At 69.7% G+C, this 14794-nt stretch carries 10 protein-coding genes and 5 pseudogenes; 5 read left to right on the top strand and 10 right to left on the bottom strand.

Features of this window, described 5'->3' with window-relative positions; translation table 11 throughout:
• Positions 1-6 precede the first annotated feature (6 nt).
• The 3 genes from ALLO2_RS09095 to ALLO2_RS09085 all read right to left on the bottom strand — a co-directional run bounded on the left by ALLO2_RS09095 (position 7) and on the right by ALLO2_RS09085 (position 3579).
• A complete protein-coding gene (locus tag ALLO2_RS09095; RefSeq protein WP_023840163.1) occupies positions 7-1242 on the bottom strand; it encodes an ABC transporter permease in 1236 nt (411 codons plus the stop codon).
• Complete coding sequence (locus ALLO2_RS09090; protein ID WP_082456620.1) at positions 1242-2084, bottom strand: ABC transporter ATP-binding protein; 843 nt, start codon at positions 2082-2084, stop codon at positions 1242-1244. Before ALLO2_RS09090 ends, ALLO2_RS09095 begins: the two co-directional genes overlap by 1 nt.
• Before the next feature lie 25 nt (positions 2085-2109).
• Positions 2110-3579 (bottom strand): efflux RND transporter periplasmic adaptor subunit, encoded by a 1470-nt coding sequence (locus ALLO2_RS09085; RefSeq protein ID WP_023840161.1) that lies wholly within the window; start codon positions 3577-3579, stop codon positions 2110-2112.
• 226 nt (positions 3580-3805) lie between these two features.
• On the opposite strand from ALLO2_RS09085, the pseudogene ALLO2_RS28155 reads away from it, so the two are divergent.
• Positions 3806-4039 (top strand): annotated as a pseudogene (locus tag ALLO2_RS28155) (TetR/AcrR family transcriptional regulator C-terminal domain-containing protein); the annotation flags it as partial.
• 29 nt (positions 4040-4068) lie between these two features.
• Here the strand turns inward: ALLO2_RS28155 and ALLO2_RS27795 are convergent.
• Complete coding sequence (locus ALLO2_RS27795) at positions 4069-4197, bottom strand: hypothetical protein (protein WP_255361092.1); 129 nt, start codon at positions 4195-4197, stop codon at positions 4069-4071.
• 763 nt (positions 4198-4960) lie between these two features.
• On the opposite strand from ALLO2_RS27795, the gene ALLO2_RS09080 reads away from it, so the two are divergent.
• The gene (locus ALLO2_RS09080) at positions 4961-5509 is read left to right on the top strand and encodes an SDR family oxidoreductase (RefSeq protein WP_023840159.1); all 549 of its coding nucleotides are present in this window, start codon (positions 4961-4963) and stop codon (positions 5507-5509) included.
• A gap of 465 nt (positions 5510-5974) precedes the next feature.
• On the opposite strand, the pseudogene ALLO2_RS09070 reads toward ALLO2_RS09080, so the two are convergent.
• The 3 pseudogenes from ALLO2_RS09070 to ALLO2_RS28150 all read right to left on the bottom strand — a co-directional run.
• Positions 5975-6821: pseudogene (locus ALLO2_RS09070) on the bottom strand (thiopeptide-type bacteriocin biosynthesis protein).
• Positions 6822-6835: 14 nt separating this feature from the next.
• Positions 6836-7588, bottom strand: a pseudogene (locus tag ALLO2_RS09065) (lanthionine synthetase C family protein); the annotation flags it as partial.
• Between the two features lie 717 nt (positions 7589-8305).
• Positions 8306-8477 (bottom strand): annotated as a pseudogene (locus ALLO2_RS28150) (IS5/IS1182 family transposase); the annotation flags it as partial.
• A gap of 303 nt (positions 8478-8780) precedes the next feature.
• Between ALLO2_RS28150 and ALLO2_RS24230 the strand changes: the two are divergent.
• Positions 8781-9106 (top strand): annotated as a pseudogene (locus ALLO2_RS24230) (DDE-type integrase/transposase/recombinase); the annotation flags it as partial.
• A gap of 127 nt (positions 9107-9233) precedes the next feature.
• On the opposite strand, the gene ALLO2_RS09050 reads toward ALLO2_RS24230, so the two are convergent.
• Together ALLO2_RS09050 and ALLO2_RS09045 are read right to left on the bottom strand one after the other, a co-directional pair.
• On the bottom strand, positions 9234-10241 hold the full coding sequence (locus tag ALLO2_RS09050; protein WP_369808136.1) for a glycoside hydrolase family 26 protein: 1008 nt from the start codon (positions 10239-10241) through the stop codon (positions 9234-9236).
• A 315-nt stretch (positions 10242-10556) separates the two neighbouring features.
• Positions 10557-11390, bottom strand: coding sequence for a helix-turn-helix domain-containing protein (locus tag ALLO2_RS09045; protein WP_011434677.1), 834 nt, complete (start codon positions 11388-11390; stop codon positions 10557-10559).
• Between the two features lie 113 nt (positions 11391-11503).
• Here ALLO2_RS09045 and ALLO2_RS09040 point away from each other — a divergent pair, with 113 nt between their 5' ends.
• The gene (locus ALLO2_RS09040; protein WP_011434678.1) at positions 11504-12097 is read left to right on the top strand and encodes an NADPH-dependent FMN reductase; all 594 of its coding nucleotides are present in this window, start codon (positions 11504-11506) and stop codon (positions 12095-12097) included.
• Between the two features lie 147 nt (positions 12098-12244).
• On the opposite strand, the gene ALLO2_RS23245 is transcribed toward ALLO2_RS09040, so the two are convergent.
• The gene (locus ALLO2_RS23245) at positions 12245-12919 is read right to left on the bottom strand and encodes a MarR family winged helix-turn-helix transcriptional regulator (RefSeq protein WP_051875024.1); all 675 of its coding nucleotides are present in this window, start codon (positions 12917-12919) and stop codon (positions 12245-12247) included.
• 314 nt (positions 12920-13233) lie between these two features.
• Between ALLO2_RS23245 and ALLO2_RS09030 the strand changes: the two genes are divergently transcribed.
• Positions 13234-14757, top strand: coding sequence for an aromatic/alkene/methane monooxygenase hydroxylase/oxygenase subunit alpha (locus ALLO2_RS09030; RefSeq protein ID WP_035731205.1), 1524 nt, complete (start codon positions 13234-13236; stop codon positions 14755-14757).
• Positions 14758-14794 lie beyond the last annotated feature (37 nt).

Below are 14794 nucleotides of genomic sequence, written 5' to 3'. Positions count from 1 at the left end.
GGATGGCTACTCGCTGCGGAGTGCGTCGATGGGAGCCAGCCGGGCGGCCCGGCTAGCGGGGTAGACGCCGAAGGCGATACCGATGGCGACGGCCACGGCGATCGCGCCGAGCACCGCCCACCACACGATCGCCACCGGGTTGTCGATGAAGTGCGGCAGCACCAGGGCGCCGGTGATGCCCAACAGCGCGCCGACCACCCCGCCGGCGAAGCTGAGCACGGACGCCTCGGCCAGGAACTGGCGTCGGATCGCCGCCGGTGGTGCGCCCAACGCCTTGCGCAGCCCGATCTCGCGGGTGCGCTCGGTCACCGAGACCAGCATGATGTTCATCACGCCGATCCCGCCGACCAGCAGGGACAGTGCCGCGATGCCGGCCAGCAGCACGGTGAGGGTCTTGCTCACCGAGGTCGCGGTGTCCAGCAGCGACTGCTGGCTGGTGATCGTGAAGTCGGCGCTGGCCGGGTTGGCGATGCCGTGCTGGTTCAGCAGCAGGTCGGTCGCCTCCTGATAGGCCGCTGAGAGCGTGGACGACGAACGTGCCTCGATGTAGATCGAGGAGACCGAGGTGCGGGTCGTCCCGCCGAACAGTCGGCTCGCCGCGGTGGACAGCGGCACGACCGCCTGGTCGTCGAGGTTGCTCGTGGTGTTCGAACCGGCCGGATCGAGCACCCCGACCACCGTGAACGGAATGTTGTTGATCGTCACGCTCTGGTCGACCGGGTCGCGTCGGCCGAACAACTGCTCGGCGGTGTCCGAGGCGAGGACGGTCACCGCCGCCGACTGGGCGTCGTCCGTGGTGGTGAGGAAACGGCCCTCGGCGAGGGTGCGGTTGCGCACCGGGCGCCAGGCCGCAGTCGTGCCGACCACCGTCGTCGTCCAGTTCGTGGCCCCGTTCACCAGCGTCAGTTGGCCCTGCTTGACCGGGGCGACCCCGACGATGTCCGGTGTGGAGACCGGTGACGACAATGCGGCCGCGTCCGTCATGGTCAGCGTCGAGGCGGAGCCGAACCCGCCGCGCAGGCCGGTGGTGGGGCTCGTCGAGCTGCCTGGCGAGACGATGAGCAGGTTGCTGCCCAGGGCACTGATCTGCGATCCGACCTTGTTCTGCGTGCCGACGCCGAGGCCCACGGTGAGCACCACCGCGGCGATCCCGATCAGGATGCCCAGCACAGTCAGCCCGGAGCGCAGCCGGTGCGTGCGGATCGCGTCCCACCCGGTGCGCAGCGTCTCCAGCCAGCCCATCAGGATGCCGCCGTGTCGGACTCGACCAGGCCGTCCCGGATCCGCACGACCCGGTGCGCCCGGGCCGCCACGTCCAGCTCATGAGTGATCAGGACGATCGTCCGGCCCTGCTGGTGCAGCTCGTCGAGGAGGTCCAGCACGTCACCGGTGGCGGTGGAGTCCAGGTTTCCGGTCGGCTCGTCGGCCAGGATGAGCGACGGGTCGCCGACCAGCGCCCGGGCCATCGCGACGCGTTGCTGCTGGCCGCCGGACAGCTCGCCCGGCCGGTGCTCAACCCGGTCGGCGAGGCCGACCCGGTCGAGTGCCGCGACGGCCCGCGCCCGGCGGACCTCGCGGCGCATCCCCCGGTAGGTCAGGGGCAGCTCGACGTTGCGCCACGCGGACAGCGACGGCAACAGGTTGAACTGCTGGAACACGAAGCCGATCCGGCGGTTGCGGATCTCGGCCAGGTCGGCCTCGCTCATCCCGCCGACGTCCTCCCCAGAGAGCCGGTAGCTGCCCGAGGTGAGCACGTCGAGGCAGCCGATGATGTGCATCAGCGTCGACTTCCCGGACCCGGACGGCCCGACGATCGCGACGTACTCGCCGGTTCCGATCCGGGCCGAGACACCACGCAGCGCCGTGACGTCCAGCGATCCCGCCCGGTAGGACTTGGTCACCTGGTCCAGCTCGATGACAGGGGCGTTGACGACGAGGGTGTCGTTGTCCGAATACGGCGGGAGCGGCGTCGCCGGACCCGCCGTCCCTCCCGACCTTGCCTGCTCTTGCCCTGCCTGCTCTTGCCCTGCCTGCTCTTGTCCTGTCTGCTCTTGTCCTGCCGGTTCCTCCGGCGTCCAGGCCAGTTCGTTTTCCGTTGTCCCGACCNCCTCAGCCNCCCCCGCCGAAGCCGCCGCCCCGACCAGCGGAGCCGCCACCCCCGCCTCCGGGGAAACCGCCTCCGCCGCCGAACCCGGCACCGCCCCCGAACCTGCCCGTACCGCCCTGGCCCGTGGCCCGGCCCGGGCCGGTTCCGGACCCGCTCCGGGTGGCCACCTGCGGGGTGTCGACCACGACCTTGTCGCCTTCCGACAGCCCGGAGACGACCTGCGTGAAGCCGCCTCCGGTGGGTCCGGTCGTCACGGTCGTGGCGGTCTTCCTGCCGTTGGACAGGACGTAGACCGTGGGCTTGCCGTCGGCCTGAGTGATCGCCGCTGTCGGGACGACCAGAACGTCGCCGAGCTGCTTGTAGGTCAACGAGACTGTCGCGGTGTCACCCGCGTGCATCCCGCCGGGGCTGCCGGTCACCTTGATCATAACCGGGAAGGCTGCCGTCCCTCCGGAGCTCGACGCGATGAGGCCGACCGACGACACCGTCCCGTAGACCGTGTTCCTGCCGGCGTCGGAGGTGCCCGCACCGCCCTGGCTCGCGGGACCGGAACCGGCTCCCGGCCCGCCGCTACCGCCAGTTCCACCGCCACCACCGCCACCGCCGCCACCGGGGAGCCGGCCGATCGGCACGCCTCCGGTGCCACCCGTGCCCGGCACGATCGTCGCCTGGTCGCCCTTCGCGATCAGACCGACCCCGCTGGAGTCCACGGTGGCGTTTACGATCCACGAGTCGGTGCTGATCACCAGGATCTGTGCGCCGGACGACGAGCCGGACGAGCCCGACCCCGAGCCCGACCCCGACCCCGACCCCGACCCGGCGGCCGACCCCAGGCCGGACGAGGCGGCGCCGCCCGATCCGGACCCGCCTGCCGAGCTCGCGGATCCGCCGGACTGGCCTGATCCGCTCCCGCCGGAGGATGCCGCCACCTGCTGGCCGACCACCAGGGACAGGCTCGCCACGACACCCTTGACCGGTGCGGTGAGAGTCGCGCCGTCCAGCGCGGCCTGCGCGGTCGACACCCCGTCGGTCGCGGTCGTCACCGAGGCCTGATCGACGGCGAGCTGTGTGCTGGACGCCCCGGAGTCCTGGTCGGAGGCTAGCTTGGCCTGGCTGTTCGCCAGCGTTAGCTTGGCTTGGACGAGACTCGCGGTCAACGACGCCGAGTCGATGGTCGCCAGCGGCTGGCCGGCGTTCACCGGGTCGCCCTCGCCCACCAGGACGCTGGTGACCTTCCCCGCCGCCGTGAAGTTCAGGGCTGCCTCGGTGGCTGGTTCGATCGTTCCGGTCGTCGTGATCGACTGTTTGATGGTCCCGATGCTGGCGGCGACGGTCCGCGACGAGGAGGCGGCCGGCCCGGACGAACCGCCGCGGGTGAACACGTAGGTCGTGACCGCCGCGGCGACGACGACTGCCGTGACCGTGGCGACCACCCACCGGTGGCGCGCGATCAGCCGGACTGGAGAGATCATGAGCCGCCGTTCGCGGATGGCAACTGATTCTGCACGGCGGCAAGCATCGCGGGGATAGCTGAACCTGGCCTTTACGGCACCTGTGCGTCAGCTATGAGTTCACCGGCCCATCGTCGCGGTTGGCGGTCGGGTCGAATGCTGGTGATTGATTGATGTGAATCCGGGGTTTGTGTTGTCGTGCCGTTCCGGCGGTGGTTCGCTGCCGGTGCCATTGCTGCTGGAGGCGATGGTCGACGCGCTGCTGGCCGGAGTGACGTCAGACCTCGACGAGCGCCAGCCCTGGCACGACCAGGTCGCCCAACTCGCTCATCGTCTGCACGAGGCACGGCTGTCTCGCCGCGACGGTGCTCGGCTGTTCGCGGGCGTCTTCTTTCCCCTGCCCGACGCGCTGGCGTACGGCGAACAATTGGTCTCCGCTCTCCGCGTGGGGGGACTGTCCAGCCGAGATGCCGCGTGGTCGACGGACACGATCACTTACTACGTGGTCAGTCACAGCACTGAGGAACAACTGAGGAACAACTCGCCGCCGCTCTGCCCGATCCGTCCGCGAGCGCCGCACGGCTCATTGGCCCGGTCGGTCCACGACGTCACCCGCAGCTGTTCGCTGCGCTCGACCATCTCCCTGCTCCGCACCAGAAGGAGCACTTCGACTTCGGCCTGCGTCTTGTCATCGGCGGCATCCGCCGTGCCGTCGGGTAAACAGGATCATGGGCGGCCGGTGCCTACCCGCGGCGATCCGAGTACCGTCGCCCAGGCCATGAGATGGCCCTCGGCCACGCGCCACGCGCCACGCGCCACGCGCAAGCCGTCCAACACGATCGCGATCCGCGTGGTGCGGTGCTCCCTGCTGGCGGTCGGATTGGCAGACCTGACGGCCTGCTGCTATTGGGAGATCAGGGTATCTGTCATTGGTAGAGTAGAGACATGGTCGACGTCGGCTCGCCGGCCGGTCATTTCATCATCGCGGGCAGCTCCGCACCGCGAGGGGCAGTGGTCCACTCGGGCGCGGGACGTATCGTGCCGCTGCGGACGCGCCCGCTGAGCATGGCCGAGCAGGACGTCGACAAGCCGACTGTGAGCCTCGCCGCGCCACGCCCCCGACGATGTGGCGCTGCAGGAGCAGGCAGAACACGAAGACCGGCAGGCAGGCCAGGTCGCTGCCGGCCCCCAGGCCGCGGCGATCCCGAGCACCGTCGGCACGAAGCCGATGGTGATCCGCACCTGGATGCACAGAGGGATGGCCTTGCTCGGGTGGTAGGCGGCCCGGGTGAGGCCGGTGACCACAGTAGTCGTTGGGGACGGGGCTTCTCGTAGGTCAACTCCTGTACCGGTGTGCCGGAATTTCCTAGAAACCGCGGTCCGTCGCCACCACGATGGTCCCATGATCTTGATTACTGGTGCGACCGGCACCGTCGGTCGCGAGGTGCTGCGCCTCCTAGTCGGCCGGGGCGCTCGGATTCGGGCGATGACGCGAGAACCAGCCCGTCTCCGTCTTCCTGATGGCGCGCTGATCGATGTCGTGCAGGCCGACTTCGAACGTGCTGACTCGCTCCACAGCGCGGTCGCTGGTGTGGACAGCGTCTTCCTGCTGACCGCTCCGAGCCCCACCGGCTCGGTCGCCGAGCATGACCTGGCCATGATTCAGGCGGCCCGTGCCTACGGCGTCCGGAAGGTTGTCAAGCTGTCCGCCATCGGCGGGAAAGCCGATGACGCCGACAATCTGCCCTCGCCCAGGCACCGTGCCGGCGAACAGGCGCTGGTCGCCAGCGGACTGACCTGGTCCGCGCCGGATTCGATCCGTCCATCGCGGACTCCGCCGTCGACGGCTACCAGCTCGTCCGGGACGGCGGTAACGCAGTCATCACCGACGATGTCGACCTGTTCGATATCAGGCCCCGGCCAGCGCGGCTTCGTACGCGCCGAGTCCTGATGCGCCCAGCGGGCCGGCTCGGGCAGGGCAGATCCCGCCGGATCGGAACCGGGCCATGGCGAGGGCGGCGGCGCTTGAGGATCGGCTGTTCGCGACCGCGCCGCCACCGACGCGGGGCCGGGAACATGGTGCCTTCGGCCGGACCGTGCGCGGGGAGTGGGTGACCGCGGATCTGGTCGGCCCTTCCAACCTGCGCCTTTTCCTCGGCGTCCTCGACCGGCCGCTGGAACCCGCGCAGCTGGGCGCCTACCGCCGGCAGCGTGGCGCCGCCAGCCGCGACTTCGATCGGCTCCAGGTTGCCGTCGGGCGGCGGTTGATGGTCGTCGTGGCCCGTGGCACGGACCGTGAGCCCGNCTGGGTGGAAGTGACCGGCCATCTCGGGCCCCCGCAGGCTGGCGAGGTCTGACGCCGGGACCCATCGACGAAGTCTCCCTACGGCGGCGCGCACGGCGACGCTAGAAGGTGTCACAGGGCGGACCCTGAGCGTAGGAGCCGGGGATGGTCAGGGCGTAGCCGATCAAGGTGATGGGCGGGACCGAGGACGGCTTGCCGGGCGGCAGTCGCGAGGATGGCCTGTGCGCGGGCGGGGAGGCCGAGCCGGTTCCAGTGGAAGATCACGTGTAGTGCGATGATGGCACGTATCCAACGGGTAAGCTGGCCCTCTTCGCGGAGCTTCCGGAGCGTTCCGCCCGCGTCCTCGAACGCGTCGAGCCAGCTGCCGAGGAGGTCTGCGCGGGCTTCGCCGACGAGGAGACGGTGGACGTCGCCTGTGAAGGAGGCCCAGACCTGCGGGTCCGACGGCGGGTTGGCGAAGACCGAGCGCTGCTCTGCGATCCGTGCCCAGACATCTCCTTGCTCGTTGAAGTCGAGTCCTGCGGTGCGCATGAGCGCCGTGCACAGCACGAGGGAGTGTTCGCGCCGGTTGGTCGGGTTGGTGGCGAGGAACGACAGCAGGTGGTTGCTGTCGTGGTGGAACAGCTCGTGGGCGGCGTTCATGCTGGCGGGGCCGCCGAAGGCGTGGACCTCTGGCTCGTAGATGTCGGCGGTCCAGCGGACTCCATCGGTGAGCAGCGCGTGGGGGCGGTCGGTGGTCGTGTCGTACTGGCCGTCCGTGTCCTGCGCGGTCAGGTAGCGGATGCGCCAGGCGCCCTTGCGGATGAAGAACGCGGATGAAGAACCAGGAGGTGATGAGCCCGTCCGCCTCGGCGCGGGGCAGGATGCGCGCCAGGTGACCGATGGCTTGGTCTTCCCGCCCGCGGGGCTGCGGGCCGGGGTAGCGGATGTTCAGCTGTTTCCATGGGGTCTCGTGCATGTCGGGCCTTCCGGTCAGCAAAGCAGGAGGCAGGCGTCCCAAGACGTCGTGGTCCCGGCCACGGCGAGCTCGGCCCCGGCCGACCCGTCGAGGAAGCCAGGGGATGCGTCCGCCGCAGCGGCGGTGTCCTGGTGCAGACGCAGCAGCGGTGCGAGGGCGATAGGGGTTCGCGCGTCGGCCGCGATCCGGCGTGCGGTGGCGAGTAGCCCGGCGGTCCCGTGGCAGAGGCCGGGTTCAGTGAGCCGGGCCAGTTGGGCCGGGTCGCGGATGCAGGCGGCGAACGCCGTTTCAGCGAGGTGCTCGCGGGTGGTGTCGCCGAGGGCGCGGGCGGCGAGCTGTTGGGTGCGGGCGATACCCGGAGCGCCGTAGCACCACGACGGCCGCAGCGGGCCGCGTTGGCGGGGCTCGCCGCGGTCGAGGTCGTCGAGCGTGACGAACTCCGGCCACCACGATCNTTCGCTGGCTGGCCGCCGCCAGGTATCGAGCCACTGGCAGATCGTCCTGAGCGCCTGTTCCTGTCCGTCGACTCGGACGCCGTCGAGCAGGGCGAGGGCCAGAAGCGCGGCGGGGCCCGTGATGCCGTGGGCGATCCCGTGGTTGCCATGCCCACCGGGCGGGCCGGCCTTCGTGCGGCTGGGGCCGTGGGGGCACCACCAGCCGGGCAGGCCGTCGATCGGCTCCGTGAGAAGCACCAGGTAGGCGAGGACCTCGCGGAGCAGGTCAAGATCGTCGAGGCGGCGGGCTACGACGCCGAGCCCGGTCACCCCGCCGGGCCGGGCGGCCACATGACGGCGCCCGCAGCCGCACACGACCCGGTAGAGATCATGCTGGGTCACGGTCGACCCGGGCCGGGGTGAGATCGTGGGACTGGTGCGAACGGGCGNCCCCCGCCGGCCTCGCCCCGGCCAGCGCCGCCCCGCAGTCACACNCCCCGACCGGAAAATGCGCCTCGACCCGGGGTCCGGGTCCTCCCGCCAAGCCAGCGTCCACCCGTCCTGCCCGGCTGCTTACCACGTTTCTTCTTCCCGCCCCCGGCGGCACGGCGCTCAGCCCGGTTCGGCCCCNCCCGGCCCGGCAGCNCCCCGTCCGACGACGGCGGCAACGACGGGTTCCCCGAGTTCCGCGAGCCCGCCCGCCTCAACCGGTCGACCTCCGCCGCCAGCTCCTCGACCCGACGTTCCTGCCCAGCCAGCCGCTCCTCCCGCTCGGCGATCCCGGCCCGCAGCTGTTCGATCAGCCCCGCCCGCGCCACCACGAGAGCAACCAGCTCCTCACGCGACATCTCCTCCGGCGGCGGCACCCCACCACATCACCACACGCACCAGATCCGATGCGCCACACATCAGCCAACAGTCGGACCCGGAACGAGCGCCAACCACTCACAGCAACATCAACAATGAAGCTGAATGTTTACGACGGGCCATGGTGCGGATCATGGCCCAGTGGACGAAGGTGGCAGAGCTGGCCGGGTCGCGTTCGTAGTCCCGAGCGAGGCGGCGGTGGCCGGCGATCCAGGCCAGGGTGCGGTTCCACCACCCACCGCTTCGGAAGCGGCTGGAAGCCTTTCTGTCCTTCCTTCTTCCGGACGATCTCCACGGTGGTCTTCATGACGGTGGCGGCCCAGGTCACGANCCGGCCGGCGAACCCGCCGTATGCTCGGACTACTACGAGACCTCCGTCCCGCTCCACGGCCCTCGGCCGGCCACGAACCTGCCCGCCACCAGACAGGACAGAGGTTGTCGAGGAACGTGAGCAGGCTGTCCGGTGGCCGGTAGCGTTGGGCCTACGACTCTCGGACGCGAAGACCCGCGTACGTCAGGACTGCTCCCGCCCTTCCCGGCATGCCCCGGTCAAGGCTGTCCTCAGCTACGTCGTCCACGAACAGGAACCGGCAGCTGGGGGCGGTGAAGTAGTGGTCGACCAGCAGTTGGCGGGCGCCGTCGCGGTCCTGACGGTTCGTTCGTTCGGGCGCTGACGCATGGTCGGCGGCCGGTGGCGATCACCACCGATAAGGCACCTGTCTACCCGAGGCTCCTCGACGAGCTGCTGCCTGGGATGCCTGCCATGTCGACGCCGCCCGGGAGAACAACCGGATCGAAGCCGACCACGGCCGACTCAAAGCACGACGCCGCGCGGGCTGAAATGGCTGCGCTCGGTCCAAACTCTCAGCGCCGGACACGCCTTAGTCCAGAACGTCCGCCGCGGCCACTTCCGAACTCGGGATCGACAGCAACCCACAGCTGAGGCTGGCCGCCGCGTTCACCGAACTCGCTACCGCTATCTGACCGACAGACGCCCCGGCCCGCTGGCANGCCCAGCTTCCCCGTAACGCAACAGAGCCCCCGGGGATCACCCTCGGCTTGCTGGCAGGCGGACACGTCGCCGACGGCCACGTCCGCGCCGGCGCCGCCGTCAGTCCTTTCCGAACAGGCCGAGATAGCGGCGGGNGCTGTTCGGGCTCAGGTTCGGGTTGTGCAGGGAGGATTGCACGTTGTCAGCTTCCGCGTTGTTGTAGTAGGCCTCGTAGGCGAGGAGTCCGGCGTTCGCCGCGAAGAACTCGTGCATCTTCTCGATGTAGAACGGGTTGTCGCCGCCACCGCCGGTCGAGCGCACCAGTCCCCATTCGGGGACGGCGAACCGCTTGCCGTGGGCGCGGGCGAAGGCGGCGACGGTGCACAGCCCGGAACGCTGCTGGCATTGCCGGGTCCAGACCTGCTCCGTCGTGGACGCCGGATAGGAGTCGTAGGAGTCGATGCTGACGACGTCGACGTAGGCGTCGCCGGGGTAGGCGGACCAGACGTCCGCGCCGCTGCCGGGCAGGCTGTCGCGGTGCGCGGTCATGTTCCAGTCGATCTTCACGTGCGGAGCGGTCGACCGGATCGCGGTGGCGGCGTGTTGGAAGCAGCTTTTCCACGCCTGCGGATCCCGGACGTGCCACCAGAACCAGTCCCCGTTGAACTCCCAGCCGAGGCGCACGTAGGCGTCGCCGCGGCCGTACTTCGACAGAGTCTGCCCGAACTGGGCCCAGTAGCCGTCGTACTCACCGCGAGCGCACGCCTGTTCATTGCCGTTCTGCGGGTACAGCGGTTGCGCCACCGACAGCTCCCCGGGAAAGGCTGCCCGGGTGAACGCCCCGACCGGCCAGGACGCCGTGGTGATGCTCGGNCAGTTGGCGCGGTCCGTGAAAACGATCGCGAGGTCGACGGGACGGCGGGTCCACGCCGCCCACGCGGTCACGTCTGCCGGGAAGTTTCCATTGGCGCCGGATACCCAGCCCAGCCCGGACGGTGCCGGCTCCACGGCGGAGGGGGGCGTGGTGGTTGGTGACGGCCGCGGAGCGCGGGGACGCTCGGGCTGATCCGAGCAGGCCGCCACGCCCAGCACAACAGCCATCACCATCGTCAGTGCGGTCAGCGGCATCCATAACGGCCTGCCCGGGCGAGCCCGGTACCCGGCCCGACCTCGCTGCCGGGCCGTCACGCTGCACGTTCCATCGGGTCCCTCGGTCCTTCCTGGCGCTCCGGTACCACGAAAACCAACCATACCGTTACGTCAGTGTCGTATCGGACAGTCGTCGCGGATGTGGCGGGCGAGCCCAGGATCGATCATGCTGGCAGGNCGGNCGATCGCGGCGNTCAGATGCCGGNGAACACCGAGCCCCCGCGGGTACTGCTCCACGGGGACACCTGGACCTGCTTGACTTCGATAAGAGTGGCGGCGTGCCGCCATATTTGCTCAGTTGACGGCACGCAGGCTGGTACCGCCCCTCCTGCGCAACCGGTTCAACGTGTCGGCGGTCGTGTCGTCGGCGGGAAGGAATACCACCAGCTGCTGAGCATCGGCGGGTGGGAGCTCCAGGACCTCGCGGTCAAGCCGCAGTTCACCAACCACGGGGTGTGTCCACCGCAGCGGACCGCGCCGTGGTAGCGCGTGCCGGTTCAGTCGCTGGGTGAAGTCGTCGCCGGCGACCGGAGCGAGTTCCGCCCTGAATTGGGCCGAGCGCTCGGCCGACGGGCCGTGCCACAGGTCGAAGGCTCGTTCGTCGGCGATCTGATCCCATTCCGGGAAGACCTCGCGGGCGCGCCTGTCGGTGAAGACGAAGCGCGTGAGGTTGGGCCTGTCGGTATCGAGCAGCCCCGACGGTCGGGCGACCAGGTCGAAGCCACTGGTGTACGCGAGGATGTCACCCAGGCGGTTGGTGACCAGTGCGATCCCTGGCTCGAGCTGGTCGAGCAGCTTGAGCACTGTCTGCCTGACCTCCAGCCGAGGTTGGGTGAGCGGGCCGATACACACGCCAGCGGCGATCTTGGCCAGGTAGCGCAGGTGCTCCCGCTCGGAGACGTCGAGGCGCAGCGCGTCGGCGAGCGCGTTGACGACGGAGGCCGATGGGTTGCGGTCGCTCCCCTGCTCGATCCGGACGAGATACTCAACGCTGATTCCTGCCAGCGAAGCCAGCTCCGACCGCCGTAGCCCCGGGACGCGGCGCCGGGGGCCTGCCGGCAGGCCGAGCGTCTCGGGCCGGGTGGCATCGCGCCTGGCGCGGAGGAAGTCACCCAGCGGCGTACTCACGCTCTTCACTGTAAGACCGGCACGGCCTCGGTACGCCGTCCGAGGCTGGCCCTATCAGGGCCAGCCTGCGCTCGGTCTGGCTGCCGCTGCCGGCGCGACCGAACATGTGACGCATGAGCGAAACCAGCAAACTTGTCATCGTCGTCGGCAGCGTGCGCGAGGCGAGGTTCGGACCGGTCGTGGCCTCATGGGTCGCCGAACAGGCCTCCGCGCATGGGAGCTTCGACGTAGAGGTCGTCGACCTCGCCGACTTTGAGATCCCCCTATCCCTGCCCGCCGCGTCGCCGAAGTACGCCGGAGACTCATACCCGCGCCCGGCGGGCATGGCACCCCTGACCGCGCGACTCGACGCCGCGGACGCGTTCGTCCTAGTAACCCCCGAATACAACCATAGTTACCCGGCGTCACTGAAGGCTGCCATCGACTGGCACTTCACCCAGTGGACCGCGAAGCCGGTCGCTTTTGTCAGCTACGGCGGCGCGGCGGGTGGTCGGCACGCGGTCCTGCACCTGGAGAACGTCCTCACCGAGCTGCACGCGGTGACCATTCGCGACGGGCTGGCATTCCCGAACTACTTCGTGAACTGGGATGCTGGCCGGCCAGCTGATCCCGACGCTCCCGGCTACGCCAAGACGTTGTTCAACCAGCTTGCCTGGTGGGCCGCCGCACTCCAGAAGGCACGCGCCGAGGTGCCCTACCCCGACTAGTGTCTCGTGATGATGGGCCCGCAGGCCCCCTCCTCGCGCAGCTGATCGGTGAGCTGTCGACAACGGACCCCGCAGGCGTGCCGTCGGGCAGGCCGACCGCGGCGCTGTGGACGTTGACGTGCATGACCCGGTTGGCCCCGTTCGGTGTTACCGGCCGCCCGCGGCGCCGCGGCGGGCGAACTCCTCCTGGGNGAGGNGTTCCGGGCAGTCGACCCGGATGTCGGACGGTCCGAGGCGGTAGTCGAAGAACGCGCAGCGGTGAACAGTGGGTTGGGCGTGGCGGGCGGGTCGGGCGTGGCGGGGNGNGGGNTNGAAGTGCCGGCAGGNGGTGCACGCGCGCGTCACGCTGATCAGATGTTCGGCGTGCAGGCATTCCAGCAGGTCCAGGAGGGTTGCGAGCAGGTGCTCGCCGTCCGGGCGGGGGATCGTGGAGGTCGCTACCTCGACCGGGGCGGTCCACCGGGAGACCGCGTGCGCGGTCCGTTGGCCGTCGGCGGTGAGGTGTAGCCGGTAGTGACGCCGGTCGGCGGGGTCCTGCTGGCGGCCTACGAGCCCTTTGCGGCGCAGGGCCGCCACGGCGTCGCTGACGGTGGGGTCGGCCACGTCGAGTTCACGTGCCAGCGCGCTGGTTCGGGCCGGCGGGGGNGGTCCCGCATAGATGCGGGCGAGGACCCGAAGCTGGGNGGGGGACAGGTCGTGCGCCTCGGCCAGGCGGCGGGCGAGCACCTGCAGGGCCTCGCCGATCCGGTCGAGGGCGGCCACGATCTTCGCGTCGAGTCCGGGGTGGCGTTCCTCGGGGGTGCCGGGCGGTCTCACGCGCACGGTCCGAACGCCGCGTGTATCGCCAGCACCGCTGCCTCCTGCCGTTGGGACTTTCCCGGGTTCGCGACGGCCGACCCGCCGCGAGGGTCGTAACGGGGAAGGTCGGAACCCGCGAGTGGACCTTAGCAATCCGATCCGCCCGGACCGGATCGTTAGGAGTCCTTGACATCAAAGGTCGTCCCGCACATAGTTCTCCTTGTCGACTGAAATTGTCGAGATAGCGGCCGATGCCGGGTTGGGCCGTGCGGCGCGGGAGCGTCGCCGGACCGGGCGGGTTCGGTCCGCGTCCGTGGGGGAACACCAAGGAGGCGAGCATGCCGAAGCTTGCCCGCAGTGACTGGTACGACCTTGCCCGCGACACCAACTGGTCGTTTGGCTATGTGTCCGAGCAGGACGTCTTCCCAGAGGAGCTGTCGGGGACGGGCCGGGTCCCAGCCGAGGGGTGGCTGGCCTGGGACGAGCCATACAAGATCACTTATCGGGAGTACGTGCACAACCAGGTGACGAAGGACACCACGACGTACTCGGTCAAGAACGCGATCGCCCGCTCGGCGCTGTTCGAGAAGCTCGACCCGGGATGGAAGTCGGTGATCCTGGCGCACTACGGCGCGATCACGATGCCGGAGTACCTCGCCTCCATCGGTGAGGCGCGGATGGGCCGGTTCGGGCGGGCGGCGGCGTGGCGCAATACGGCGACGTTCGGCACGCTCGACGAGGTCCGGCACGGCCAGATCCAGGCGTTCTTCCCCTATGGGTTGATCGGGAAGGAGCCGCGGGCCGACTGGGCGCTCAAGGCGTTCCACACGAACGACTGGATCGTGCTCGCGGTCCGGCAGCTGTTCGACGACATGTTCGTCGCCAACGACGCGCTGTCGATCGCGCTGCAGCTCACCTTCACCCTTGAGACCGGTTTCACGAACCTGCAGTTCCTCGGCATGGCGGCCGACGCGATCAAGGTGGGCGACCTGGAGTTCGGATCGCTGATCTCCAGTANCCAGACGGACGAGGCCCGCCATGCCCAGCAGGGCGAGCCGACCATCAAGATCCTTGCCGAGGGCGGCCACAAGGACTGGGGCCAGTTCCTCATCGATCACATGTTCTGGCGGTCATGGCGGGNGTTNGCGCTGCTGACCGGCCNGTCGATGGACTACTACACCCCGCTCGAGCATCGGACGATGTCGTTCAAGGAATTCATCGAAGAGTGGGTGATCAAGCAGTTCTCCGACCAGTTCCGGGACTTTGGCCTGGAGTATCCGTGGTACTGGGAGGAGTTCGTCAACGAACTCACCTGGTACCACCACGCGATTCACCTCGGGGTGTGGAACTGGCGGCCGACGGTCTGGTGGAACCCGGACGCCGGCGTCTCGGCGGACGAGCGGGTGTGGCTGGAGGAGAAGTACCCGGGCTGGAACCGCACGTTCGGCAAGTACTGGGATGCCATCGGCGACAACATCCGCGCGGGGAAGGTCGAGGCCACCTTCCCGGAGACGCTGCCGTTGGTGTGCAATCTGTGCCAGCTGCCGATCGTGCGGGCCGCCGGCGTGGAGGCCGGCGCGCTGGCCTCGGCCGCTCCGCTGCGCCACACCCACGGGGGCCGTGACTACCTGTTCTGCTCGGAACCCTGCAAGTGGATCTTCGCGCGGCGTCCGGAGCGGTTCGCCGGGCACCGGTCGCTGGTGGACCGGTTCCTCGCCGGCGAGATCAGCCCGCCCGACCTCGGCGGCGTGCTCGCCTACATGGGGCTGTCGCCGGCCGAGCAGGGACAGGATGCCACCGGCTACGCCTGGGCGCAGGCCGCGGCGGCGGGCGCAACCGGCGCCAGGGCGGCACGGCGATGACGTCTTGGGCACAGGTGACCCCCGGAGCGCGGGAGCA

The sequence above is a fragment of the Frankia sp. Allo2 genome, from assembly GCF_000733325.1.
GTDB lineage: Bacteria > Actinomycetota > Actinomycetes > Frankiales > Frankiaceae > Frankia > Frankia casuarinae.
This window is presented reverse-complemented; position numbering and strand designations above follow the sequence as displayed.